Origin of the sequence: Citrobacter sp. Cpo147, assembly GCF_030332405.1 — a bacterium.
Taxonomy (GTDB): Bacteria; Pseudomonadota; Gammaproteobacteria; order Enterobacterales; family Enterobacteriaceae; genus Citrobacter; species Citrobacter portucalensis.
Window position 1 is genome coordinate 211,472 of record NZ_JAOWHX010000029.1, and the last position, 22,610, is coordinate 234,081.

The 22,610-nt window shown below is 50.6% G+C and carries 29 protein-coding genes; 24 read left to right on the plus strand and 5 right to left on the minus strand.

What is annotated here, in order from left to right; all coding sequences use genetic code 11:
• Positions 1-124: 124 nt before the first annotated feature.
• From OGY06_RS02005 to OGY06_RS02015, 3 genes are all read left to right on the plus strand, one after another.
• Complete coding sequence (locus tag OGY06_RS02005; RefSeq protein WP_199981231.1) at positions 125-1,054, plus strand: dihydrodipicolinate synthase family protein; 930 nt, start codon at positions 125-127, stop codon at positions 1,052-1,054.
• 142 nt (positions 1,055-1,196) lie between these two features.
• On the plus strand, positions 1,197-2,045 hold the full coding sequence (locus OGY06_RS02010; RefSeq protein ID WP_206160153.1) for a fumarylacetoacetate hydrolase family protein: 849 nt from the start codon (positions 1,197-1,199) through the stop codon (positions 2,043-2,045).
• 123 nt (positions 2,046-2,168) lie between these two features.
• Positions 2,169-3,458 carry an anaerobic C4-dicarboxylate transporter family protein gene (locus OGY06_RS02015; protein ID WP_206160154.1) on the plus strand — a complete coding sequence of 430 codons (1,290 nt, stop codon included), beginning with the start codon at positions 2,169-2,171 and terminating at the stop codon, positions 3,456-3,458.
• 557 nt (positions 3,459-4,015) lie between these two features.
• On the opposite strand, the gene OGY06_RS02020 is transcribed toward OGY06_RS02015, so the two are convergent.
• From OGY06_RS02020 to OGY06_RS02030, 3 genes are read right to left on the minus strand one after another with little or no spacing between them, the layout of a single operon-like run.
• Positions 4,016-5,260: a hypothetical protein gene (locus OGY06_RS02020; RefSeq protein WP_286604533.1), complete on the minus strand. Its 1,245-nt coding sequence runs from the start codon at positions 5,258-5,260 to the stop codon at positions 4,016-4,018.
• 21 nt (positions 5,261-5,281) lie between these two features.
• Positions 5,282-6,286, minus strand: a complete 1,005-nt coding sequence (locus OGY06_RS02025; RefSeq protein WP_286604535.1) for a phage integrase — start codon at positions 6,284-6,286, stop codon at positions 5,282-5,284.
• Positions 6,286-6,861, minus strand: a complete 576-nt coding sequence (locus OGY06_RS02030; RefSeq protein WP_263129821.1) for a phage repressor protein CI — start codon at positions 6,859-6,861, stop codon at positions 6,286-6,288. The genes OGY06_RS02025 and OGY06_RS02030 overlap by 1 nt, the downstream gene beginning before the upstream one ends.
• Positions 6,862-6,993: 132 nt before the next feature.
• On the opposite strand from OGY06_RS02030, the gene OGY06_RS02035 reads away from it, so the two are divergent.
• The 10 genes from OGY06_RS02035 to OGY06_RS02080 all read left to right on the plus strand — a co-directional run bounded on the left by OGY06_RS02035 (position 6,994) and on the right by OGY06_RS02080 (position 13,438).
• On the plus strand, positions 6,994-7,257 hold the full coding sequence (locus OGY06_RS02035) for a hypothetical protein (RefSeq protein ID WP_001630878.1): 264 nt from the start codon (positions 6,994-6,996) through the stop codon (positions 7,255-7,257).
• Positions 7,258-7,287: 30 nt separating this feature from the next.
• Positions 7,288-7,797, plus strand: a complete 510-nt coding sequence (locus OGY06_RS02040; protein ID WP_153689351.1) for a phage regulatory CII family protein — start codon at positions 7,288-7,290, stop codon at positions 7,795-7,797.
• Positions 7,798-7,804: 7 nt separating this feature from the next.
• On the plus strand, positions 7,805-8,005 hold the full coding sequence (locus tag OGY06_RS02045; protein WP_286604546.1) for a phage filamentation protein Fil family protein: 201 nt from the start codon (positions 7,805-7,807) through the stop codon (positions 8,003-8,005).
• A complete protein-coding gene (locus tag OGY06_RS02050; protein ID WP_029883532.1) occupies positions 7,969-8,307 on the plus strand; it encodes a DUF5347 domain-containing protein in 339 nt (112 codons plus the stop codon). Before OGY06_RS02045 ends, OGY06_RS02050 begins: the two co-directional genes overlap by 37 nt.
• A gap of 66 nt (positions 8,308-8,373) precedes the next feature.
• Complete coding sequence (locus tag OGY06_RS02055) at positions 8,374-8,601, plus strand: DUF2732 domain-containing protein (RefSeq protein ID WP_286604548.1); 228 nt, start codon at positions 8,374-8,376, stop codon at positions 8,599-8,601.
• Positions 8,601-8,822: a TraR/DksA family transcriptional regulator gene (locus tag OGY06_RS02060; protein WP_286604551.1), complete on the plus strand. Its 222-nt coding sequence runs from the start codon at positions 8,601-8,603 to the stop codon at positions 8,820-8,822. Before OGY06_RS02055 ends, OGY06_RS02060 begins: the two co-directional genes overlap by 1 nt.
• A 1-nt stretch (position 8,823) precedes the next feature.
• Positions 8,824-11,040, plus strand: a complete 2,217-nt coding sequence (locus OGY06_RS02065) for a replication endonuclease (RefSeq protein WP_286604553.1) — start codon at positions 8,824-8,826, stop codon at positions 11,038-11,040.
• A gap of 118 nt (positions 11,041-11,158) precedes the next feature.
• On the plus strand, positions 11,159-11,599 hold the full coding sequence (locus tag OGY06_RS02070) for a DinI family protein (protein ID WP_286604555.1): 441 nt from the start codon (positions 11,159-11,161) through the stop codon (positions 11,597-11,599).
• Between the two features lie 82 nt (positions 11,600-11,681).
• Complete coding sequence (locus OGY06_RS02075) at positions 11,682-12,413, plus strand: hypothetical protein (protein ID WP_286604557.1); 732 nt, start codon at positions 11,682-11,684, stop codon at positions 12,411-12,413.
• A 131-nt stretch (positions 12,414-12,544) separates the two neighbouring features.
• Positions 12,545-13,438 (plus strand): hypothetical protein, encoded by an 894-nt coding sequence (locus OGY06_RS02080; RefSeq protein WP_286604560.1) that lies wholly within the window; start codon positions 12,545-12,547, stop codon positions 13,436-13,438.
• Positions 13,439-13,791: 353 nt separating this feature from the next.
• Here OGY06_RS02080 and OGY06_RS02085 read toward each other — a convergent pair whose 3' ends face one another.
• Positions 13,792-14,829, minus strand: coding sequence for a phage portal protein (locus tag OGY06_RS02085; RefSeq protein WP_213854407.1), 1,038 nt, complete (start codon positions 14,827-14,829; stop codon positions 13,792-13,794).
• Entirely contained in the window at positions 14,829-16,598 is a 1,770-nt protein-coding gene (locus OGY06_RS02090; protein ID WP_286604567.1) for a terminase ATPase subunit family protein, read from the minus strand. The genes OGY06_RS02085 and OGY06_RS02090 overlap by 1 nt, the downstream gene beginning before the upstream one ends.
• A gap of 164 nt (positions 16,599-16,762) precedes the next feature.
• Here OGY06_RS02090 and OGY06_RS02095 point away from each other — a divergent pair, with 164 nt between their 5' ends.
• From OGY06_RS02095 to OGY06_RS02145, 11 genes are all read left to right on the plus strand, one after another.
• Positions 16,763-17,626 carry a GPO family capsid scaffolding protein gene (locus tag OGY06_RS02095; RefSeq protein ID WP_286604569.1) on the plus strand — a complete coding sequence of 288 codons (864 nt, stop codon included), beginning with the start codon at positions 16,763-16,765 and terminating at the stop codon, positions 17,624-17,626.
• Between the two features lie 31 nt (positions 17,627-17,657).
• On the plus strand, positions 17,658-18,854 hold the full coding sequence (locus OGY06_RS02100; RefSeq protein WP_213854410.1) for a phage major capsid protein, P2 family: 1,197 nt from the start codon (positions 17,658-17,660) through the stop codon (positions 18,852-18,854).
• A 3-nt stretch (positions 18,855-18,857) separates the two neighbouring features.
• The gene (locus tag OGY06_RS02105; protein ID WP_213854411.1) at positions 18,858-19,616 is read left to right on the plus strand and encodes a phage terminase small subunit; all 759 of its coding nucleotides are present in this window, start codon (positions 18,858-18,860) and stop codon (positions 19,614-19,616) included.
• Between the two features lie 97 nt (positions 19,617-19,713).
• Positions 19,714-20,214, plus strand: a complete 501-nt coding sequence (locus OGY06_RS02110) for a head completion/stabilization protein (RefSeq protein ID WP_000177982.1) — start codon at positions 19,714-19,716, stop codon at positions 20,212-20,214.
• Positions 20,214-20,417, plus strand: a complete 204-nt coding sequence (locus tag OGY06_RS02115) for a tail protein X (RefSeq protein WP_001100637.1) — start codon at positions 20,214-20,216, stop codon at positions 20,415-20,417. Before OGY06_RS02110 ends, OGY06_RS02115 begins: the two co-directional genes overlap by 1 nt.
• Positions 20,408-20,629, plus strand: a complete 222-nt coding sequence (locus OGY06_RS02120) for a phage holin family protein (RefSeq protein WP_000524754.1) — start codon at positions 20,408-20,410, stop codon at positions 20,627-20,629. Before OGY06_RS02115 ends, OGY06_RS02120 begins: the two co-directional genes overlap by 10 nt.
• The gene (locus OGY06_RS02125; protein ID WP_000534554.1) at positions 20,613-21,122 is read left to right on the plus strand and encodes a lysozyme; all 510 of its coding nucleotides are present in this window, start codon (positions 20,613-20,615) and stop codon (positions 21,120-21,122) included. Before OGY06_RS02120 ends, OGY06_RS02125 begins: the two co-directional genes overlap by 17 nt.
• Entirely contained in the window at positions 21,119-21,532 is a 414-nt protein-coding gene (gene lysB / locus OGY06_RS02130; RefSeq protein WP_286604573.1) for an Rz-like lysis system protein LysB, read from the plus strand. The genes OGY06_RS02125 and lysB overlap by 4 nt, the downstream gene beginning before the upstream one ends.
• Positions 21,432-21,677 carry an Rz1-like lysis system protein LysC gene (gene lysC, locus OGY06_RS02135; RefSeq protein ID WP_072209008.1) on the plus strand — a complete coding sequence of 82 codons (246 nt, stop codon included), beginning with the start codon at positions 21,432-21,434 and terminating at the stop codon, positions 21,675-21,677. Before lysB ends, lysC begins: the two co-directional genes overlap by 101 nt.
• Entirely contained in the window at positions 21,640-22,107 is a 468-nt protein-coding gene (locus OGY06_RS02140) for a phage tail protein (RefSeq protein WP_286604577.1), read from the plus strand. The genes lysC and OGY06_RS02140 overlap by 38 nt, the downstream gene beginning before the upstream one ends.
• Positions 22,100-22,549, plus strand: coding sequence for a phage virion morphogenesis protein (locus OGY06_RS02145; protein ID WP_286604579.1), 450 nt, complete (start codon positions 22,100-22,102; stop codon positions 22,547-22,549). The genes OGY06_RS02140 and OGY06_RS02145 overlap by 8 nt, the downstream gene beginning before the upstream one ends.
• Positions 22,550-22,610: the final 61 nt, after the last annotated feature.

Here is a 22,610-nt window from a genome sequence, read left to right on the forward strand (position 1 = left end):
CGTTGACGATTTAATTTTTGAGGTTCATTGTCAATGACGTGAAAACGATTGCAGAAACGATTTCACTCTCGTTTCAACGATCACTGAATTGCAATTTATTTGCTTATTTATCAAGGGGATATTTATGATCAACATCGATTTAAGAGGTTTGACTCCAGCTCCGGTTACACCATTCACTCGTGATGGACGTGTAGACTATGATGCCATTCAGCGTCTTGGCAGTTGGCTGGGCAGCATCGACGGCGTGAAAGGTTTGGTGGTTTTAGGACACGCAGGGGAGGGTACCTTTCTTACTCAGGAAGAGCAGGCGAATGTGATCCGCGCATTTGTTAAGTCTGTTGATAACAAGCTGCCAATTATTGCCGGTATTACCGGTGAAGGGACCGAAGTAGCGGCATTAGAAGCTAAACGCGCTGTTGCCGCCGGCGCATCTGCGGGTTTGCTCTACCCTTCTCACGGTTGGCTGCGTTTTGGTTATCAGGACGGTGCTCCTCAGGACCGCTACCGCGTTGTTTATGAAGAGAGTGGTTTGCCGCTGATTCTTTTCCAGTACCCGGATGTTACTAAAGCCACCTACAATCTGAAAACACTGTTGGATATCTCCGCACAACCGGGCGTATTCGCCATGAAGAATGGTGTGCGCAATATGCGCCGTTGGGATACTGAGATTCCGGTAATTCGTCGTGAACGTCCGGATCTGCAAATTTTAAGCTGTCATGATGAGTATCTGTTGCATACTGCCTTTGATGTTGATGGCTTCCTGGTTGGCTACGGTAATATCGCACCTGAACCGTTAATTGAAATGATTAAGGCCGGTAAGGCGGGCGATTACGTTAAAGCGCGTCAGCTACACGATCGCCTGCTACCTGTAACCAAGAGTGTTTACCACCGTGGTTCTCATATGGAAGGTACAGTTGCGCTTAAACATGCTCTGGTTGCACGCGGGATCCTTGAACATGCCACCGTTCGTTCTCCTCTACTGCCGCTAGAAAATGGCGCAGAGAAAGAAATTCATGATGCAATGCGTGCAGCTGAGCTGGGTCGTGTCAGCTAATTTGCTCTGACCCTCCTGTTAATCCGCAATATAGAACTTAGTTTTACTGTATTGCGGATATTTTGTTACTTCGCCTCGGGTTATATCAATATCTATTTTCAATAGCACTGAGGCTTTCACCTATCTATACCCAAGGTGATTTATGAAACTACTTAGCTTTAGCCTTCATGATAAAAAGAAATATGGTCTGGCGATCCCCGGCGGCGTTATTGACCTACAGGTTTTATTTCCACAATATAAAACTCTGCGTGATTTTATACCGCACCTTCATCTTCTTGATAATTTGCCACTGTCAGATAAAAAAGCGGATTACTCATTTGACGAGATCACTTTCCTGCCGGTCATTACTGAACCGAAAAAAATAATCTGCGCAGGCACAAATTATCGCGATAAAAAAAATTCGTCTGCCGAAAAGCCTTCTAATCCTGTGTTATTCATTCGTTTTGCTGATTCACAGACCGGGCATCTGACTCCGTTACTCAAGCCAGAATGCAGCAATGAGTTTGATTTTGAAGGTGAAATGGCGTTGGTAATTGGTCGCGAAGGACGCAATATACCTTTGCAGGAGGCGCTGCATTATGTTGCTGGCTATAGCTGCTACATGGATGGCTCGGTGCGTGACTGGCAGCACACTTGGTTTACCGCTGGGAAAAACTGGCCAGCAACCGGTGGCTTCGGCCCCTGGCTGGTGACTGCGGATGAAATCCGAGACCCGCAAAATCTGAATATTACTACCCGGCTCAATGGTCAGACGGTACAGCAGGATAATACGAGCAGTATGGTTTATACAATCGCAGAGTTAATTGCGTATATCAGTATGTTCAGCGTGCTCTCTCCTGGAGATGTGATCCTGACCGGTACACCCGGCGGGATCGGAAAAAAACGCACACCACCACTTTTTATGCATGCCGGAGATAGTGTTGAAGTAGAGATTGATCAGATTGGATGCCTGATTAACGTAGTGTGCAGTGATGCCACGGTAACGCAATAAGTTTTCATTCAAGCTATTTACATCCAGAGGCATATTGAGAGAGCTGTTGCCCGGCGGCCAGGACTTACAGACCATTTGATCCTCTAAAGGGTTAATGCCGGACAGGAAGCTATGGAGGCACTTATGGTATTGGTTCAATTTCTTGTTGTGCTGCTGTTTCTTTTCATTGGCATGCGGGTCGGTGGTATCGGCGTGGGTTTTGCCGGCGGTGCTGGCGTGATTGTTCTCAGCGCTCTTGGCGCTACGCCAGGTGAAATGCCTATGCTGGTTATCGTATTTATTATGGTCGTGATCGTGGCGATTGCAGCCATGCAGGAGGCTGGTGGTATTGAGTATCTTGTTGACCTTACCGAGCGCCTGCTACGCCGTCATCCGCAAATGTTAGTCATAACAGCGCCCTTTTCCACCTGGCTATTAACCATGATGGCCAGTACCGGACAGGTATCCTTTGCTTGCATGCCGGTTATTGTCGGCGTTGCAAAAGAGAACAATATAAAACCCACCCGGGCTCTTGCTCTCTCCGTTAGCGCTTCTCTACTGGGGATTGTTGCTTCGCCCATTTCTGCGGCAGTGATTTTCTTCTCAGGTATTCTGGAAAAAGATAATCATGGTTGGGGTTATATTGAACTGATTGCGGTATCAATACCCTCCACATTCCTTGCGTTGCTCGTCACGTCTCTTTTTTACTTATTTTGGGACAAAATCCGACAGCAGGATCGGTTATATGACAATCCAGTTCATTTCAAGGCAGAGACTGGCCGGGTGATCCCTCCCTATGGTGGTCGTTCGGTGCTAATCTTTATTGTTGGATTGATTGCGGTTCTTACATATGCGATTGTCACCAGCCCTAAATTAGGACTGATTGCTAATCCAATCATGACCAGTGGGCAAGCTCGAGTGGGGATGATGATGGGGGTTGCGCTGCTGATTTTGGTTTGCTGCCGGGTGAACGTGCAAAAAATCCCATCCGGCTCAGTCTTTAAAACTGGGATGACCTCCTGTATTTGTATTCTCGGCGTTGCCTGGCTGGGCTCGACGTTTATGGACAGCAATCAGCAATGGTTGCAAAGCACAGTAACGTCACACTTACTGGATTCACCCTTTGTGTTGGCTCTCATCATTATGACGGCTTCGTGCTTCCTGTATTCCCAGGCGGCCTCAACGAAAATTCTGTTTCCTGCTGCACTAACGATGGGTGTTGCTCCCGGTATTCTGGTCGCCTGTTTCCCGGCAACGGCTTCACTTTTCATTCTGCCAAACTATCCGACGCTGCTGGCGGCGGTAGAGCTGGATGATACCGGGTCAACCAAACTGGGCCGACATATTATCGATCACCCTTTTCTGCTACCCGGCCTGACATCGGTGCTACTATCCATTCTCTTTGCAGCGGGACTGGCTTTTTTAATTCAGTGAATCACTTCAAATCTTATTTTGTAATAAGAAACTAATAAGATAGTTATTCATTGGAAAGGTTGTTTAATCCCCCCTTTACTATCGATAGCGGAGAATTTAACAGCCTCGAGCAATCACGTTATCTTCGGGCTTGTAGATATCCTGCGAGCACGACAAGTAATTGACTTGTTGCGACGGAGCTGTGATAACGCTGTATCTTGAATATTAAGAGCAGTATTACTGACTTAAATTACTATTCGGGGACGCTGGTCGCGAGATGAAGGGGGCGGGAAGGCAATTCCTTGTCTGACCCAAATTACATCCAAAGAAAAAGGAGTCAGACGATTTCTCATCTAACTCCTTGTTTTATTTGGTGGCCCCTGCTGGACTTGAACCAGCGACCAAGCGATTATGAGTTCCTAGAAGAACAACTGAAAATCAATAGGTTGCCTTATTTATCATTGACATAGATTGCCAGTATTTGCCAAGAATTATCCATTATTCGCCATTTCTACCGCCACTTTATCGCCATCAAATGGTGATGGCGAAGCTAAGTTCTGTCAATTTATGGACGATTTTTATACGGTTTGTTTCGAGAGTTGATTATCTTTAATGATGCATTTTTGAGCAAGCCATTTAATAACCTCCAGCGCTGGAGTGATATTCTCAGATTCTTTTGAGTACGGTTCGAAGATAGCCTCTACCTTTCCTTTTCTACTTTTTTTAGAATGGACTACAGCACAACGTATCCCGTACAACCAATTACTTACATCGTTTAACAATGATGAGCGATTAATTATTCGTAATCCTTTAATTTTGACTTGTGAGGATGAGATAATATCATTTTGTAGTTTTGATCTCTCAGTACTACTGAAAGAATTGAGTTTGGTATAAAGATCGTTTTGATTTGTGAGTAGTTCAACAACTTTTTGGAGGTTTTCTCTTTCTGTTTTCAGTGGAGTGCCCCCTAAAATTACAGGCGCTTCTTCTAAATAATACTCTAGAACATTATAAAAACCCGTAAAGCTAATTAATGGGTTTCGCTCTCTAAGGCCAGAAAAATAATATGACAGCAGCGTAGGTGAGTATTTTTCTGTTGTAGTGATTCTTTCAATTGGAAGCTCGAGTTTCTTGCTGGAATCAATTTCTGATGATAATTCATATGTATTTTTATCTTTTATATTGTATTCGCTTATGGAGTCTAGTTGAACAGCTTGGGAAAAATCGATTAAAGTCCCTTCGCTTTCTAGCAACCTCAGTTTGCCGAAATACCCATTTCTTTCAGAAGTGAGATCAATCATTGCTATTAGCTTCTGTTCGTGTAGTTTCAGAATTTTTGTAGCTGATTCCGTAAGGGCATCATCAAGGAACTCTTTAGGTATACAGTAGTCTGTAAAAGGCCAGTCATTTCCTTCAAGATCTTGAATTGAAATGATTGAATCGTCATTTAATGGATCAAGAGTCAATGCTCTTGTTCTACGTTGATCATGATATTGGTAAAAGTCGCTAAAATCCGGAGCCCAAAATGCCGGTGTGCTTATCTTTGAACAAAGACGAGATGTGCTATATAAAAGACTGTATTCAAATAGATAGTTATCTATCAGATATTCAGTTTCGAGCTCGGTAATCTTTTTAGGGGGCTCAACTTTTAATTTTGCTATTGAACCCAATTGCTCAAGAAAATAAACTGGCTGTGTGGTTACTAATGGTTCTCCATATACATATGGATGTATTATCAAGTCAAAATCCAATCCGGAAAATAAAATTATTTTCGCAATACCTTCACTCTCATATAATTGGCATGTATAAGATGTTGCTGCCATATGTACTCCTTAATATGGGCTTTATAATTGAATGTTGCTAAGCGGGTTAAATTTAACGGCATCTTCTAAATGATCTGGAGCAAAGTGTGCATACCGCATTGTCATTTTTATGTCGGTATGGCCTAGCACGCGTTGCAAAACCAGAATATTACCACCATTCATCATAAAGTGGCTGGCGAAGGTGTGGCGCAAAACGTGGGTAAGTTGTCCAGCTGGGAGTTCGATGCCTGTTCTTTCCAGAGCAGAGCGGAACGCTCCATAACAATCACTAAACAACTGGCCTTTTTTATCATCAGGCAGAGACTCATAGAGCTCTTTGCAGATTGGTACGGTACGGTTTTTTCTGCCTTTCGTGTTGGTATAGGTGATTTTGTATTTCGCGAGTTGGCTTTTCCTCAGGTTCTCAGCCTCAGACCACCGTGCGCCGGTGGCGAGACAGATTCTTACCACGGTTTCTAAATCAGGGTGGTCATGCCGTTTGCACTCTCCGAGAAGTAACGAAATCTGGTCGTGAGTTAGCCAGGCCATTTCCATTTCTTCTGTGCGGAAAGGGCGCATATTTTTTAGCGGATTTTCCCCCTTCCATTCCCCGAGGCGGTTTAGCTCATTGAACACAGCCCGGAAGTAGGCCAGCTCAAGATTAAGCGTGCGAGGCGATACCTCTTTCACTCTGTTTGAACGGGCATACTCACCTTTTAACCGTTTTTCTCGGTAGCGGGAAAACATCTGCGCATCGAAATCGCGTGCGAGTGGTTCGCCCATACACTCAAAAGCATGGTGCATAGATAACTGGCGTTTCAAGCCGTCTTTCAGTGTAATGCCATGAGCGCTATACCATGAATCAACCAGCTCTTTTAACGTGCGCCTGTCTTCCTTTTCTTCCTGCCACGGGTTTTGAACGGTGTACTGCTCAAACGCCAGCGCCTCGCCTTTAGTAGCGAATTTCTTTCTGATACGTTTGCCTTTTGCGCCGTTTGGGTAGAGCTCACAAATCCAACCGCCAGCCGGATTTTTACGGACAGTCATCAATTAACCTCGCTGTATACACCCACTACACGGCCAATCGTTTTTATCTCATCTATCCCGCACTCGAACGGTACTTTGCCGCCAGCAACGTGTAACTTTTTACCGGGTAGGAGCGTCAATTCTCTGATGCTGGTAGCCCCCTCAATATCAACCAACCAAAGGCCATCAGAAAGTGAGGCATCTTGTTCTATAAAGTGCAGCTTTCCATCGGCGCGAACAGCAATACCTTTTGACATTTGCTTACTAAAGAAAGCCGCATCAATACTCAATGGTGAATTTTCTTCGAGCTTTCCATCACTCAGAGTGAAGGCATCTATCGTTTTCGGATCCGTTGGAGACTGTTTGCCGTCATATTGAGAGCCTTGCCCCGTAAGAAGCCATAGTAGGCTTGCTCCGGTTTCTAATGCGCACTGTACGGCGAAATCATAAGAAACAGTGCCTCGCGTGTAGCGGTTTTGTAGGGAACTGGCGGCAATATTGAAATGCCGGGCTAGCTGGATTTTTTGAGTAAAACCATATACTTGACAGATTCTATCCAATAATTCGTCGTTATTCACCTGAGTATCAAGTATCAAGATTTATTCCTTTGGGTATTTACTAATATTCAATTGAGTATTAGTATCGTTGCTAATTCGGGCAATCAGTGGCAGAAGTTGGCAAACAGAGGCCATTGATTGCAAACATTGTCAAAATGGGAATCATGCAACATGGCTTCTGAAATCGCAATCATCAAAGTGCCTGCTCCTATCGTTACTCTGCAACAATTTGCAGAGCTTGAGGGTGTTTCTGAACGCACCGCTTACCGCTGGACAACCGGCGACAACCCTTGTGTACCAATCGAACCCCGTACTATCCGTAAAGGCTGCAAGAAAGCAGGTGGCCCGATTCGCATTTATTATGCACGCTGGAAAGAAGAGCAGTTGCGTAAGGCTTTGGGTCATTCCCGTTTTCAACTCGTCATCGGCGCTTAATTCACTTTATGTGAATTGGAAGGATGCAACATGTTTGATTTTCAGGTTTCCAAACATCCCCACTATGACGAAGCGTGCCGGGCTTTTGCGCAGCGTCACAACATGGCGAAGCTGGCCGAGCGGGCGGGTATGAACGTTCAAACGTTACGTAACAAGCTCAACCCGGAACAGCCTCACCAGTTTACGCCGCCTGAATTGTGGCTACTGACTGACCTGACCGAAGATTCAACCCTCGTTGATGGTTTTCTGGCGCAGATTCATTGCCTGCCATGCGTACCGGTTAATGAGCTGGCTAAAGACAAATTGCAGTCTTACGTCATGCGCGCAATGCGTGAACTCGGCGAACTGGCGAGCGGCGCGGTATCTGATGAACGTCTGACCTCTGCCCGTAAGCACAATATGATTGAAAGCGTTAATGCTGGCATTCGCATGTTGTCATTATCGGCGCTGGCGCTGCATGCGCGTCTACAGACTAATCCGGCGATGACGAGCGTGGTCGATACCATGAGCGGCATTGGCGCATCATTCGGTCTGATTTGAGGTGCTCATGCTGAAAAATGAACCGTCATTTGCGTCTCTGCTCGTTAAGCAAAGCCCCGGCATGCACTTCGGCCACGGCTGGATCGCAGGTAAGGACGGTAAGCGCTGGCACCCGAGCCGCTCACAGGCTGATTTACTGGCTGGGCTCTCTACTCAAAAGCAGGGGGAATCATGGCTATCGAAGCTGTATCCGCGACTGTTCCGCTAAAAGCGGGTCAACGTCTGGCCGGTCTCAATCATGTGGCTGAATTGCGCGCGAGATATTGGGGTGATAGCTGGAAAGAGGTTGAACGTTTTGTCGATGATATGCGCGATAAACGCGATCCACAATTTGAAGAAAATACTCGGGCGCTGGCCGCTATTTTCTTTCTGGCAAAAATACCGGCGGCTCGTCATGAGCTCGAATTAAGTGAGCTGACTACTGACGAGAAAAAAGCATTGATTACAGCGATGAATCATTTTCGTGCAGTGGTGAGCTTATTTCCAAAACGGCTAACCATGCCGAATTAATCCAAACAGAAATTAATGGCGTAAACCCGCCGGGCTTCTTATTGCCCGAAATCAGGAGAGTCAATTATGCGTATAACCGAAACTCATTGTTTTAACACTGATAGTGATGCGCTGGCCGTATTGCTGACCGATGCCAAAAAAGAAGAGCGCAAAGACCGCGCTCTTGCTGTTTCCATCCGCCTTGAGGCACTGGCTATCCATATCACCAAAGAGGGGATGAGCGGCACCGAAGCCGCGGAGCTGCTGCGCCGTGAGGCTACCCGCTATGAGAATGAATCACAGGAGTTGCACTGATGGCCGATGCAATGGATTTAGCACAACAGCGCGAGCAGGAAGACCGCGAGCGCCACATCAGCAACGTGCGCAGCCGTATCACCGCGCCATCTAGTTTCCTTTGTGAAGCATGTGAAGCTCCAATCCCAGAGGCTCGTCGTGCTGCAATTCCGGGCGTGGTCTTTTGTGTGACCTGCCAAGAAATCTCAGAACTGAAATATAAACATTATCGGGGGGTATGAATTGGCGGTTCAATTCGCTTATCCGTGGAATAAACCACGGTCGGCAATAGCCAGCCCATATCTTACCTACGATCAACAGCATCGCCGTGACCGTATGTTCGCGGCTTTGCTGCATGCGAGAAAGGTGCTTTCTCTGCAGCCAGAGTGTGTGCGTTTTGATGTATACCGCACCGCTGCGGTGCTGGAGCAAAATCAGGGCAGTCAACGAGCCAATGCGTTTTTAATTAGTTTTTGCAAAAAGGCATTGCCGCGTCTTGAGCTGGTCGCAAAAAAATACGAGTGCGTGGGTATCGACAGCAAAGTTTCAGTCGCTGTTTTCGGTGGTCATTTCGATACTGAGCTTAGGCAGTATTTGGCGTCACGCATGGTCAATATGGTTGCCAGATTCAACCGCCTCCCTGATATGTCGCGCGCCGATATTGACCTGCTGGCCGCTGATATCGCTAATTTCATTCGCGCTGAACTGGCTGACATTGATGACGCCGGATTTAGTGAGCTAAAAACGCTGTACACCTGGTATATACGCGCCGGTTTTATTTCCCTGCAATTCAACGTTACCCCGCCGCATTGGGATCGCGTGACAAAAAAGTATGTCGGTCAGGATGAGATCGCACCGGCAGTAATGCGCATGTTTAATGAGGTTTGGTGGCGTGGCCGTCTGCGACGCATTGCGGCGTCATGGCGCGAACATCTAAAAATTGCAGTCGGCAACGTAAGCAAGAAACGGCACGCCTACGCGAGTAAAAACTGCGTGACAGACTGGCGCGAGCAAAAGCGCCGCACGCGTGAATTTCTCAAGGGGCTGGATCTCGAAGACGAAGACGGCAACCGCATCAGCTTGATTGAAAAATACGACGGTTCTGTCGCTAACCCTGCGATACGCCGCTGCGAGCTGATGACCCGCATCCGTGGGTTTGAAAATATCTGCAATGAGCTCGGTTATGTCGGGGAGTTTTACACCCTGACCGCGCCGTCTAAATATCACGCCACCACTAAAGCAGGCTACCGTAACAGCAAATGGAACGGAGCCAGCCCGTCGGACACTCAGAGCTATCTAACAGGCCTTTGGGCGCGTATACGTGCCAAGTTGCACCGGGAAGAAATCCGCATTTTCGGCATACGTGTTGCCGAGCCTCATCACGACGGCACGCCGCACTGGCACATGCTTATGTTCATGCTGCCGGAAGATGTCGAGCGAGTGCGCCTCATCATTCGCGATTATGCGTGGGAGGAAGACCATCACGAACTGAGAAGCGATAAAGCCAAAAAGGCACGCTTTCACGCCGAGGCCATTGACCCGGAAAAAGGCAGCGCCACCGGCTATGTCGCTAAATACATTTCAAAAAATATCGACGGCTATGCTCTCGATGGTGAGACCGATGACGAAAGCGGCGAACTACTGAAAGAGACAGCACCCGCCGTTTCAGCATGGGCGGCGCGCTGGCACATCCGACAGTTTCAGTTTATCGGCGGTGCGCCGGTAACGGTCTACCGTGAGTTGCGTCGTCTCGCTGATACAGAGACTGCGCACTGTCTGAGTGTTGAGTTTGCTGCCGTCCATGATGCCGCCGACGCCGGTGATTGGGCTGGTTACGTTAATGCGCAGGGTGGTCCGTTTGTCCGTCGCGATGATTTACAGGTGCGCACGCTGTATGAGCCGCGCCCCGAGTTTAACCAGTATGGTGAGGAAACAGTCTGCATTCGTGGCGTCTACGACTCTGCTGTCGGCGCTGGCACCCCGATTTTAACCCGGTTAACGCAGTGGAAAATTGTGCCGAAGCGTGCCGTTGATTTGGCCGTTGACGTTAAGGGCGCTCCTGCGCCCTCTCGGAGTTCTGTCAATAACTGTACGGGAAGCGAAAGCGATCCACCGATACTGGATTTAACAAAACCTCTGAGTCGGCGTGAAAGACGAGAGTTGACCAACCGACTAAGGAAGCAAAAGCCAGCAACACGGCGAAAATTTATCCACGGAACGGATGAGCAAAACGCAGCTATAGCGAAAACTATCGACGAGATACATCTGACAACCGGTATCACAATCAGCCGGGGCGAAGCGCTGCACCTGATGGCCGGTGGTAAAAGTTGTTTTGATGGCAAATGGCTACGCGGAACGTCCAAAGGAGAAATATTTTCCGCAGCGCCATCGCATCAGGCTAGAGCCAGGAAAATCCTTAATTGTGTTGCGGCTTTAGCTGAACTGGCAACGAAAATGTAACCGCTAATATTCATCCATATCATGTACATACAGTGTATTTAACTGTGATTTTTTTCTTCACACCTTTTGCCAATACGTGCTACTGTATGTTTATACAGTATCTCGTAGTGGAGGTTGTGTGGATAGAGAGCTAAACGAGCACGTTATGATTGAGCGGGTCGAAATGATTGCGCGTCTAACGGCTGAAGGTACTTGTCAGGAAAGAGACCGTGAAATCGCATTGAATCTAATCGCGGAAATAGCAAGAGGCAACCTAATGAAAAACAATAATTTTTCTGTTGTTTTTTCCGCGCCGCCTGTTGATGAAATATTTGCAAAGGAGGGCAAAGTGAAAGTAAATATCACGTTGGATAAAGACCAAAAAATAGGCCAGCCGGTAATTGATGCCTTTCAATGCGAATTGACCAGGCGAATACAGTCTGTATTCCCGTCAACGCGCGTTACGGTTAAAAAGGGAACCATGACCGGTGTCGAGCTGATGGGGTTCGATAAAGATTCAGACCGCGAAGCGCTGGATAGTATCCTTCAGGAAGTGTGGGAAGATGAGAGCTGGCGTTAATCCCTGAAAAATGTGCAACCATCGCCCCCATGTTTGATAGCATGGGGTTGTTTTGTATGGGGATTACACACAAAGGAAAATCATGGATACCTTAATAGCATTTTTATCTCTGGCTCTCTTTATTGCTTTTATCGTGGGGTTAATCAAGCCGTCGCTGGTTCGAATGCCGAACCGTAAGCGCTCTAGTGCGATTTACCTTGGTAGCTGTCTGGCGCTGGGCGTTATTGGCTCAATCTTATGGCCGACTGAAAAAAGTCAGCTTGTGGCAAAAACTGACGTACCGGCGGTTAAAGCGGAACCGGCTACGCCAACGTTTGAGTACGCAGATAAAACCCTCAAAGAATATCGCAACGAGCCAAAAGAAACCCGGCACGATATCGTTAAAGGCTATGTGGGTTTCAAAGGTGTACCGGCCAGCTCTGCTGATGCCTTTTATGCCTGTATGAGTGAGTACACTTTTACTAAAGATGATGCGTTAAAGCTCGGTGATGTGTTGGGTTGGTGTTTCAACGACTTCGAGAAGGATCCACAATCTCTGAATAATAAAATCAACCTTGACGCATTTCAGGGTAATTTTAGCGGTTGGGATGGCTCTTATCGCCCTTTAGAGAAGCTGATAAAAGCCAGCATGAATGATGATTCCTCTTATAAACACGTTTCAACGGTTTACCATCTGATTTTGAATAAAGACCCGCATGCCGTTGTAAAAACAACGTTTCGCGGCACTAACGCCTATGGCGGTGTGGTCAAACAGACCGTAGCGGCACGCGTCAACGTTCGAACGGGTGAGGTTGATTCGATACTCGACAATTAAACAATATAGTGACAAACGCCGCCGGTGCTGAAACTCGCTTTCAGTGCTGGCGGGGTTGGACAACTCGCAAGGCGAGGAGTCAGGATGTAGCATTTTCTTGACTTAAACTTAACCGGAGCTCAAGGAATATCATGAATAAAAGCAAGGCAATCTCAAGGATAGAAAAAGTATTGAGAAGGTTAAAAGATGGTGTTTTTTCAGATAGTGACATAGATGTGCTGTTTGTTACTGCGCGAGAGCTACCTTCTGCGACAAAAAGCATTTTTGAAATTGGTAGTTTTGTTGCTCACAATCATCAACGTGATCAAGGTATAATCAATGACCTAATGCTACGAAATCATTTGTTATTGAGCCTCGGGTTCGGGCGTGACAAACATAATGTAAAACCAGAGTTAAATGAATATCCAAAATACTTGCCGTTGTTGATTAAGCTACAGTTGAAGATGTTTAATGATGAACATTTTAAAAATGAATTAGGTTTGAAAGGTGGGCAGGTAAACACCGCACGAAAAAAACTTAACAGCAAAAAATCTTACGAAATAAAAGGTGATGTTTGTAAGTTGATGCCAGATATTGGTGCAAACGAGGGGAGAATGATTCAAGAGGCTTTGTCGCTATTGAACTGCTCTGCCTCAATTGAGTTTGATGTTTTGTTTGGTGAACTCACGGAGTTACTGGAAAAAGAAATTCCCAATGCGGATTTAGCCCCTCTCAATGATAATAGAATGAAAATAGCAGGTGTTTTAATGTGCCTGCTGAATAATGTTAACTTTTCATTGATGGGTGATGTGAAGGCAAAAACAACTATTCGTCTTAATACCGATGATTCTGCATGTGTTTACGGTCAGTATAATATTATCCACGAAAAAGAACCTTTTAATGAAGTAACTATTTCAAGCCCAGTTTTTGATTCAGGGTATGCTGTTGCAGATCTTTTTGATGAGCATGTAACAAATGAAGATATCATAAATGGGAATATCGAATTTTGTTTTGATGTGGGGAAAATTGTGGCATTGCAACCCTAGTTTTAGATAAAAAATAGTCGCTTTTATAAACATTTAGCTATGCACGTATCAGTTGCATGGTTTTGCATGCACCGGGTTCACCCGTTCTGGCCGAGCTCCGCCAGAGCTGGCGCGGATCCAGAGTGGTCATGCAACTGCATTAAAACCGACCCATAAAGCGGGCAGGCGTGGCGGGGAAAGCATTGCGCGCTGAGCGTGGTATTTATTTTATTTTTTCAGCGCCTGAGCGTGTCCCTGTGGCGTTGTTATGGTTGTGGGTGAGTAACGAGGTGAAGCGGCGACGGCGTGTCGTGGCGCTGAGGCGTTGTGTGCGGTGGGGGTAAAGCCGCCACGACGGGCGGCTGTGGGTGGGGTTACTCGTCGTCGCCGAGGCTATATTTTTCGAAGCGGATAATTTCTTCACCCGCCCATTCGTTCAACTCCATAAACCGCGCCTGTAGAGGGGTCAGCTCGTTACGCACAAAGACCTTTGCCACCTTCTCAACGTCACCCACTGAGCCGACGTTCTCAGGTTTGCCGCCCATTAACTGGAACGGGATGCGGTGTGCGTCGAGCAGGTCAGCGGCGCTGACTTTTTTGATATTAAAAAAATCATCCTTCGTGGCGACTTCGCTCAGTGGCACGATTTTAATTCCGTCTGCTTTACCATTCGGCGCGTAAAAAAACAGATTCTTAAAATTGCCGAGTCCTTTCGAGTCGCGCATCGCCTTTCGCAGTGCCTCGACGTCGGTGCTGCTTTGCGCGGCGTCGGTCACATACATGATGTAACCCGCATGCGCGCCGTTCTGGTAATACTTGCGGCGGAACAGGGTCGCCGATTCATTCAGCCAGGCTGAATTGAGTGCGCTCAGGTATTCCGGCATCCCGTAAAGCTCCTGATTAATATCTGGCTCGAGCAGGTGGAAGACGGAGCCGGGCGCGAACTGGTGCGGCTGTGTGTAGCTCTGAATGTACCAGTAAACGTCATCCTCGATGCCACGGCGGGTGTATTTCGCCGGTGAGGTTTCCAGTTTTAACGGCTTGCCAGTCAGGCCGCGACGCTCTTCGATAAACGCATTGCCAAACACCAGATAGTCGAGCGCAAACCGGGTGAAGTCCTGACGGGATAACAGCGGGTGCGGGATGTAGGTCGACACCAGAATATTACGCTTCACGTAAATCGGTGAGCTGTGGTGCACGGCGGCGCGCATGCTCTTCGCCAGCCCGGAAAAGCTCACTGGCGGCTCGTACCACTGGCCGTTGTCGATACACTCGACATAATCGAGAATATCGCGGCGGTCGAGTACCGGCGTCGGCTCACCAAAAGTGAATGCCTCCATGCTCTGAGCCGGTGCGGCGGTGTGGTTTTGGGTGCGCGGCTGCTGCTGGCGCTTGTTGCGTTTCTTGCTCATTAATTCCACTCCATGATGCTGGATGACTGCTCACCGGTCGCGGCGGTCAGCGGCTCATTGATTAATACGTGCATGGTTGCCCAGGCGAGATCGGCATGACTGGCTTCCTCAGTGCGGCAGGCCTCATAGGTCGAGCTGCGACCACTGCTGGTCATGGTTTTGCGGATAGACATAAACGACTGCGTGATATCGGTCGCGCTGACGTCGTACTCGAGGCACCCACGGCGAATGGTGTCTTTTGCTTTGAGCACCATTGCGGTTTTCATTTCCGGCGTGTAGCGGATTTCACGTGCTGCCGGGTAGAAAGACCGCACGAGCTGGAAGACGCCCTGACCGAGCCCGGTCGCATCGATGCCGATATATTCCACGGTGTATTTCTGCGTGAGCTCGCGAATGGATTCGGCCTGTTGGGCGAAGTCCATCCCTTTCCACTGGTGGCGCTCGAGGATGCGAAATTTGCCACCGGCAACGACCGGCGGCGCAATAACGACGCATCCGGCGCTGTCGCCACGTAATGACGGGTCGTAGCCAATCCACACCGGGCGGTGACCGAATGGCCGGTCGGCAAATGGCGCGTAGTCCTCCCATTTCTCGAGGCTGTCGACCATGCAGCGTTGCAGCTCTTCGAACGGGAATACCGACGCTTTATCGTCGACGAACTCGCACATAAACAGGTTGCGGAACTCATCGACACTGTTCTCGCGCTTCAGCGTATCGATGTTGAACAGGGTGCACCCTTTGGCGAGTGCGTCCTCGATGGTGACAATCTGTCGCCACTGGCCGTCAGGACAGGCGACGCCCTTCGCGAGTGCGGCGTGACTGATATCGATATCGACGCGCTCGCTCTTGGCTGAGCGCCCCTTGTTGAACTGCTCACCCGACCAGAACGGGTAAGCGCCGTGCGCCAGCGATGAGGGGGTCGAAAAATAGGTCGTGCGTAAATGCTCCTGTGACGCCATGCCCCCGGCGACGCGCTTCAGTTTCTGGAAGTTGGGGATCCAGAAAATTTCGTCGACATACAGGTCACCGTTGTGACTCTGTGCGGTGTTGGCATTGGTACCGAGAAACATCAATTCCGCGCCATTGTTGCCGAGCACAATCGGGTCGCCGGTAAGCTCGACGCCAGCCTGTCGGGCAAAGGCGATAATGTATTTACGGAATACATAGGCTTGCGTCTTACTGGCCGACAAAAATATCTGGTTGTGGCCGGTCTTCAGCGCCTGTAACAGTGCCTCACGTGCAAAATAGAACGTCGCGCCAATCTGTCGCGATTTCAGAATGTGCCTGATGCGGTGCGCCAGCCCCGCGCGCCACCACTCGAGCTGATAGTCGAAAGACTGCTCGAGGAAAATCTCTTCGAGTTTCTCGATAGCCTCTTCGCTGAAAAAGTTCTTTTTCGGCTTCTTCTTTTCCCCTTTGTTGCGGTTGGCCACGTTCGGGTTTAAATCCGCTTCGTTGCCGGTCTGGCCGTAGCGGTTAACCCGCGCGAGGCGTTCCATCTGGCGCGCAAGAAAATCCGCGACCTTAAAGTCGTGAGCCGTCAGGTCAGGCTTTGCATAGAGCTGAATCAGCCGCGCCTCGAGCGTGAACTCGACCCGGTTTAACGGGGCGGTTTCTTCCCATTTATCGCGCTGTTTCCAGCTCTGCACCGTGGGGCGCTTGACCTGTAACTGCTCCGCGATTTGTGGCACGGAATAGCCCTGCCAGAACAAAAGCGCGGCCTGTCGTCGCGGGTCGCTGAGTAGTGATGTGTCGTTGGTGGTGGTCATAAAACCTCACTGTGATGAGTACACGGCAAGGCTAAAGATTCAGGGGGGATGAATCGCTAACCCCCTGTTGTGTCAGGGGTTGCACTTCTGTAACCGGTGGCTGGCGAGGGAGGGAGTCGGGAAACTACATCCGACCCGATAACCCAACTCAGGACACCTGACTCATGGCTAAAAAAGTTTCGAAATGGTTTCGCATCGGCGTCGAGGGGGACACCTGCGACGGTCGCGTCATCAGTGCGACTGATATTCAGGAGATGGCTGATTCGTATGACCCGCGCGTCTACGGTTGCCGTATTAACCTCGAGCACCTGCGCGGCCTGTTGCCTGACAGCGTATTTAAACGCTATGGCGATGTGGCTGAGCTGAAAGCCGAAGTTATTGACGATGATTCAGCGCTCAATGGCAAGCTGGCATTGTTTGCCAAAATCACGCCGACCGATGACCTCGTCGCGATGAATAAGGCAGGACAAAAAGTCTATACCTCAATGGAAATTCAACCGAACTTTGCCAACAGCGGCAAATGTTATCTGGTTGGTCTGGCCGTCACTGACGACCCGGCAAGCCTCGGTACTGAATATCTTGAGTTTTGCCGTACCGCGAAACACAACCCCCTCAACCGATTTAAAGCCAGCCCTGAGAATTTCTTCTCAGTGGCAACCCTTGCCGAGCTGGAATTCGAAGACCTGCCCGACACCCTGCTGACCAGACTCAGCGACACCGTGAAAGGCATCTTCAGCCGTAAACAGACTGACGATGATGCGCGTTTCGGTGATGTACATGAAGCCGTGACCGCCATCGCCGAGCGGGTGCAGACCGGCGGCGAAAGCGCCGAGGTGCGTTTCAGTGCCATTGAAACCGAGCTTGCTGACGTCAAAAAAGCGCTGGCCGAACAGGCCGACGCCACCTCGCAGCAATTCAGCACCCTGACCACCACGCTGGAAAACACCGAAAGCAAATCACAGGCGCGCCGCAAGTTAAGCACCGGTGGTGACGGTGATTCGGCGGGCTCCACGCTGACCGACTGCTAACCCCTGATAACCCCGAAGGAATACAAAACTCATGCGTAAAGAGACCCGTTTTAAATTCAATCAGTACCTGAGCCGTATCGCCGAACTGAACGGCATCGCGACCAGCGACCTCGACAAAAAATTCACCGTCGAGCCCTCGGTGACGCAGACCCTGTTTGACAAAATCCAGCAGTCGTCCAGCTTCCTGAAGCTCATCAACATGGTGACGGTTGGCGAGCTGACCGAAGAGAAGGTCGGTATCGATGTGACCGGCTCCATTGCCAGCACCGCTGACACCGACGGCGGGGTCGAGCGTAAAACCGCTGATTTCGCGAAAATGGATGCATACCGCTATTTTTGCCATCCGGTGAACTTCGACTATCACCTGAAGTACAACAAACTCGACCTGTGGGCGCGCTTTCAGGATTTCCAGATTCGGATCCGTAATGCCATCATCAAGCGTCAGGCGCTGGATTACATCACCATCGGCTTTAACGGCGTGAGCCGGGCGGCGACGTCTGACCGTAGCAAAAACCCGTTACTTCAGGATGTGGCTGTCGGCTGGTTGCAGAAATACCGCAACGACGCGCCTGAACGTGTGATGTCCAGCATCACCGACGCTGAGGGTACCGTGATTTCGAACACCATCAAAGTGGGTAAAGGGGGGCATTACGCCAACCTCGACGCGCTGGTCATGGATGCTTTCGAGTCACTGGTCGCGGAAATTCACCGCGAAAACCCGGAAATGGTGGTCATCTGTGGGCGCCGTATCCTGACCGACAAATACTTCCCGATGATTAACAAATTCCAGGCAAACAGCGAACAGCTCGCCGGTGAGCTGATTATCAGCCAGAAAACCATCGGTCAGCTTCAGGCGGTGCGCGCGCCGTTCTTCCCGGCAAACAGCGTTTTCATTACCACGCTGGATAACATTTCGATTTATCTGTACGAGGACGGTCACCGCCGCCACATCGTCGAAAACCCGAAACTCGATCAGGTGGAAAACTACGAACAGGTCAAAGTCGATTTCGTTATCGAGGACTACGAGGCCGGGTGCCTGATTGAAAATATCGAGATCCTCGAGCCGGAAGAACCCGCCACCTCTGAACCAGTAAGCGCGGAAGTCTTTGCGGCGGCAATGGTCAAGGCGATGCAGTCTCTGACCGGCACTGCTCCGGCCAGCGCCCCTGTCTCTGACGGCGAAACTTCCCCGGCTGAAACCGACACCACTGACGGCAAGGAGGCATAACCGATGGCAACCCCCGCACAGCGTCACGCGATGCGGGTCTCGGCTATCAGGGCATCGCAGCGGGATAACGCCCCGCTGCGTCATGCCTCACCTTACGAGCAGATGCTCGTCAAGCTGGCCGCAGACCGCCGGACGCTATCAGCAATTCGTTCTAAAGAACGCAAAGCGGATAAAAAACGCGAATTACTCCCGCTGTACCTGCCGTGGGTCGCTGGCGTACTGGAAAGCGGCACCGGCGCACAGGATGACATTCTGATGACGGTGATGCTCTGGCGTCTTGATGCGGGGGATATCTCCGGCGCGATTGAGATTGCGCGCTATGCGCTGCGTTTTGGTCTGTCGATGCCGGAAAATCATTCCCGCACCACACCTTACATGCTGGCCGAAGAGGTCGCACTCGCGGCAACCCGCGCCCGTATTGCCGGTGAGCCGGTCGATGCCGCACAACTCCTTTACGTCATCGGGCTGACTGCTGAGGCCGATATGCCTGACGAAGTACGCGCCCGGCTGCATAAGGTCACCGGTCTGACCCTGCGTGATGCCGGTCAGCCTGAGAATGCGCTTTCTCACCTGCAACGCGCCTTACAGCTCGACACCAACGCCGGGGTAAGAAAAGACATTGAGACCCTCACTCGTGAGCTGAACCCGAAACCGGTCGCCGTCAAAAAAACAGCGCCGAAAGCCGCGAAAAAGGCACCCGCGAAAAAACAAGATTCACCGGTGAAACGAGGGCGCGGACGCCCGAAGAAAGTCGCCGGTTAACAGAACGCGCCCCGCGCCGGGCGGCACGCTGGTCAATGTCGGTGATTCACCGTAACTGCGACCGGCGTCCACCGCCCACCTATTTACTGAGGTACTCATGACCATGATTGTGATGAATAACCCGGCGCAACAGCGCGACCCGATGGTCATCCCGCCGGTGCCGGTCGACGAGCCGGTGATTAAAAACACGGCCTTTTTCCCGGATGTTGATCCGAAGCGCATGCGCGAAGAAATGCGACTCGAGCAGACCGTGACGCCGGTGCGTCTGCGCCGGGCGATTAAAACCGCGATGGCCGAGACCAACGCCGAGTTAACCGACTGGCGCGACCTTCAGCTCGCCGCCGGTTATCAGCGCCTCGAGGATGTGCCGACGGATGAGCTCGACGGCGAAAGTGTGCGGGTTTTTCACTACTTCAACGCTGTTTGCTCGATGACGACCGCGACGCTGTACGAGCGTTACCGGGGCGTTGATGCCAGCGCCAAAGGTGACAAAAAGGCCGACAGCATCGATGACACCATCGATGAAATGTGGCGTGACATGCGCTGGTCGGTTGCCCGTATCCAGGACAAAGCGCGCTGCATCGTGGGGCAAATCTGATGAACGTCATCGCGCATCAAGGCGACACGCTCGACACGTTATGTCAGCGCCATTACGGGCGCACTGAAGGTGTGGTCGAGGCGGTATTGCTGGCTAATCCGGGGCTCGCCGAGCTGGGCGTCGTCCTGCCACATGGCACGGCGGTCAGTCTGCCTGAAGTCGACGCCGCACCGGTATCGGAGACCGTGAATTTATGGGACTGACTGTGGATAAAATCACAACCTTTCTGACCTACTGGTTGTCAGTGGTGCTGGCGTATTTCGGTACGCAGACACCGGAACGGCTCGCGCTTTATGTCGGGGGAAGCTGCGCCATTTTTACCGCGCTGGTTAACTTCTGGTACCAGCGAAAGAAATACCGCTATCTCGTCTCGATGGGGATTGATAAGGGGGTTATTCGTGGGCTCATTCGTTAAACGTTGCAGTGTGGCCGTCGTGCTGGCGCTGGCGGCGCTGGTGCCTGATTTTCGTTTGCTTCACACCTCGCCGGAGGGGCTCGCGCTGATTGCCGACCTCGAGGGGTGCAGGTTGCGCCCTTACCAGTGCAGCGCGGGCGTGTGGACGTCAGGCATCGGCCACACTGCCGGGGTGGTACCGAAACGGGATATCACCGAGAAAGAAGCCGCCGCGAATCTGGTCGCCGACGTACTGAACGTCGAAAAACGACTCGCGGTCTGTGTACCGGTGGACATGCCCCCCGCAGTCTATGACGCGCTGGTCAGCTTCGCTTTTAATGTTGGCACTGGCGCGGCCTGTCGCTCGACGCTGGTGTATCACCTGAAACACCGGCAATGGTGGCAAGCCTGTGACCAGCTCACCCGCTGGGTGTTTGTGAATGGTGAGCGTAATACCGGGCTCGAAAATCGCCGCTTTCGCGAGCGCACTTACTGCCTGAAGGGTGCGAAATGAAAACGATAGTCGTGTTGTTGGTGCTGGCCGTGGCCGGGCTGCTCTGGATGCGTCATGAAAACACCAGTCTGACCCGCTCCTTTGAGCGGGCGAATAAAGTCGCCGGTGAACAAAAAACGGTGATTACCATGCTGAAAAGCCAGCTTAAAACGGCCTCCCGTATCCGTGGGGAAAATGAGACCGCTCAGGTCTTACTGCGCGGTGAGCTCATCGATGCCGGAGCGCGGGCGCAACGCCGGGAACAGATCATTACGAGGTTACTCAATGAAAATGAACAGCTTCGCCGCTGGTATAGGGCTGATTTACCTGATGCTGTGCGCCGGTTGCACCAGCGCGCCGCCTGTGCCGACGCCGGTGATTGTCTACAACGCATGCCCGAGGGTCAGTCTTTGCCCGATGCCGGGAAGTGACCCGTCCACCAATGGTGACCTGAGCGCGGATATACGTCAGCTCGAAAGCGCCCTCGAGCGCTGTGCGCTTCAGGTCAGAACCGTGAAAAACTGTCAGGATAAAATCGATGTACAAGCCGAAGAGTCTGCGAAAAGCCTTAACTGACGCCGTGCCGGTGCTGGCACGAAACCCTGATATGATGCGTGTCTTTATCGACAACGGGAATCTTGCCTCGACGCTGGCGACGTCGCTGTCGTTTGAGAACCGGTACACGCTTAATGTGGTGGTGACCGATTTCACGGATGATATCGAGCTGTTACTCGTCCCGATTCAGGCGTGGCTGCGCATCCATCAGGTTGACATTATGACGACCGATGAAGGGCGTAAAAAGGGATTCACCTATTTTGCCGATATCAACGACAACGACAGCGTTGATGTCAGTATCAGCCTGATGCTAACCGAGCGCACCATCGTTAAAGAGCAGGGGGATAAGCTTCACGTCGAACAGGCTGAAGAGCCGCAGCCGCCGGAGCCCGTTACCCGACCGGTTGAGCTGTATGTTAACGGTGAGCTCGTGAGTCGATTGCATGAATGACTTTAAACCCTTTGACGATAAGCTCGCGGGGCTGATAACGGCGCTGTCACCTGCTGCCCGTCGCAGAATGGCCGCAGATATCGCGAAGACCCTGCGAGCCCGTCAACAGCGCCGTATTAAAACGCAGAAAGCACCGGATGGCACCCCATACGCCGCCCGAAAACGCCAGCCGGTAAAAGCCAAAAAAGGCCGGGTTAAGCGGGAAATGTTCGCGAAGCTCCGCACCAGTCGCTTTATGAAAGCTACGGCGGGGAATGATGCGGCGGTCGTGGAATTTACCGGCAAGGTGCAACGGATGGCGAATGTGCATCAGTACGGTCTCAAAGATAAGCCTGGGCGAAACAGCTCGCCGGTGCAGTACGATGCCCGACCGCTCATCGGGTTTAATGACGAAGACCGTCAGGCCGTGGAGGAAATAATTATCGCTAAATTGTCCGTTTAGCGTTGTGTCATCGACAGTAAAACCCGCATCAATTGCCGCTCAGAGCACCGGGCGGCATCCT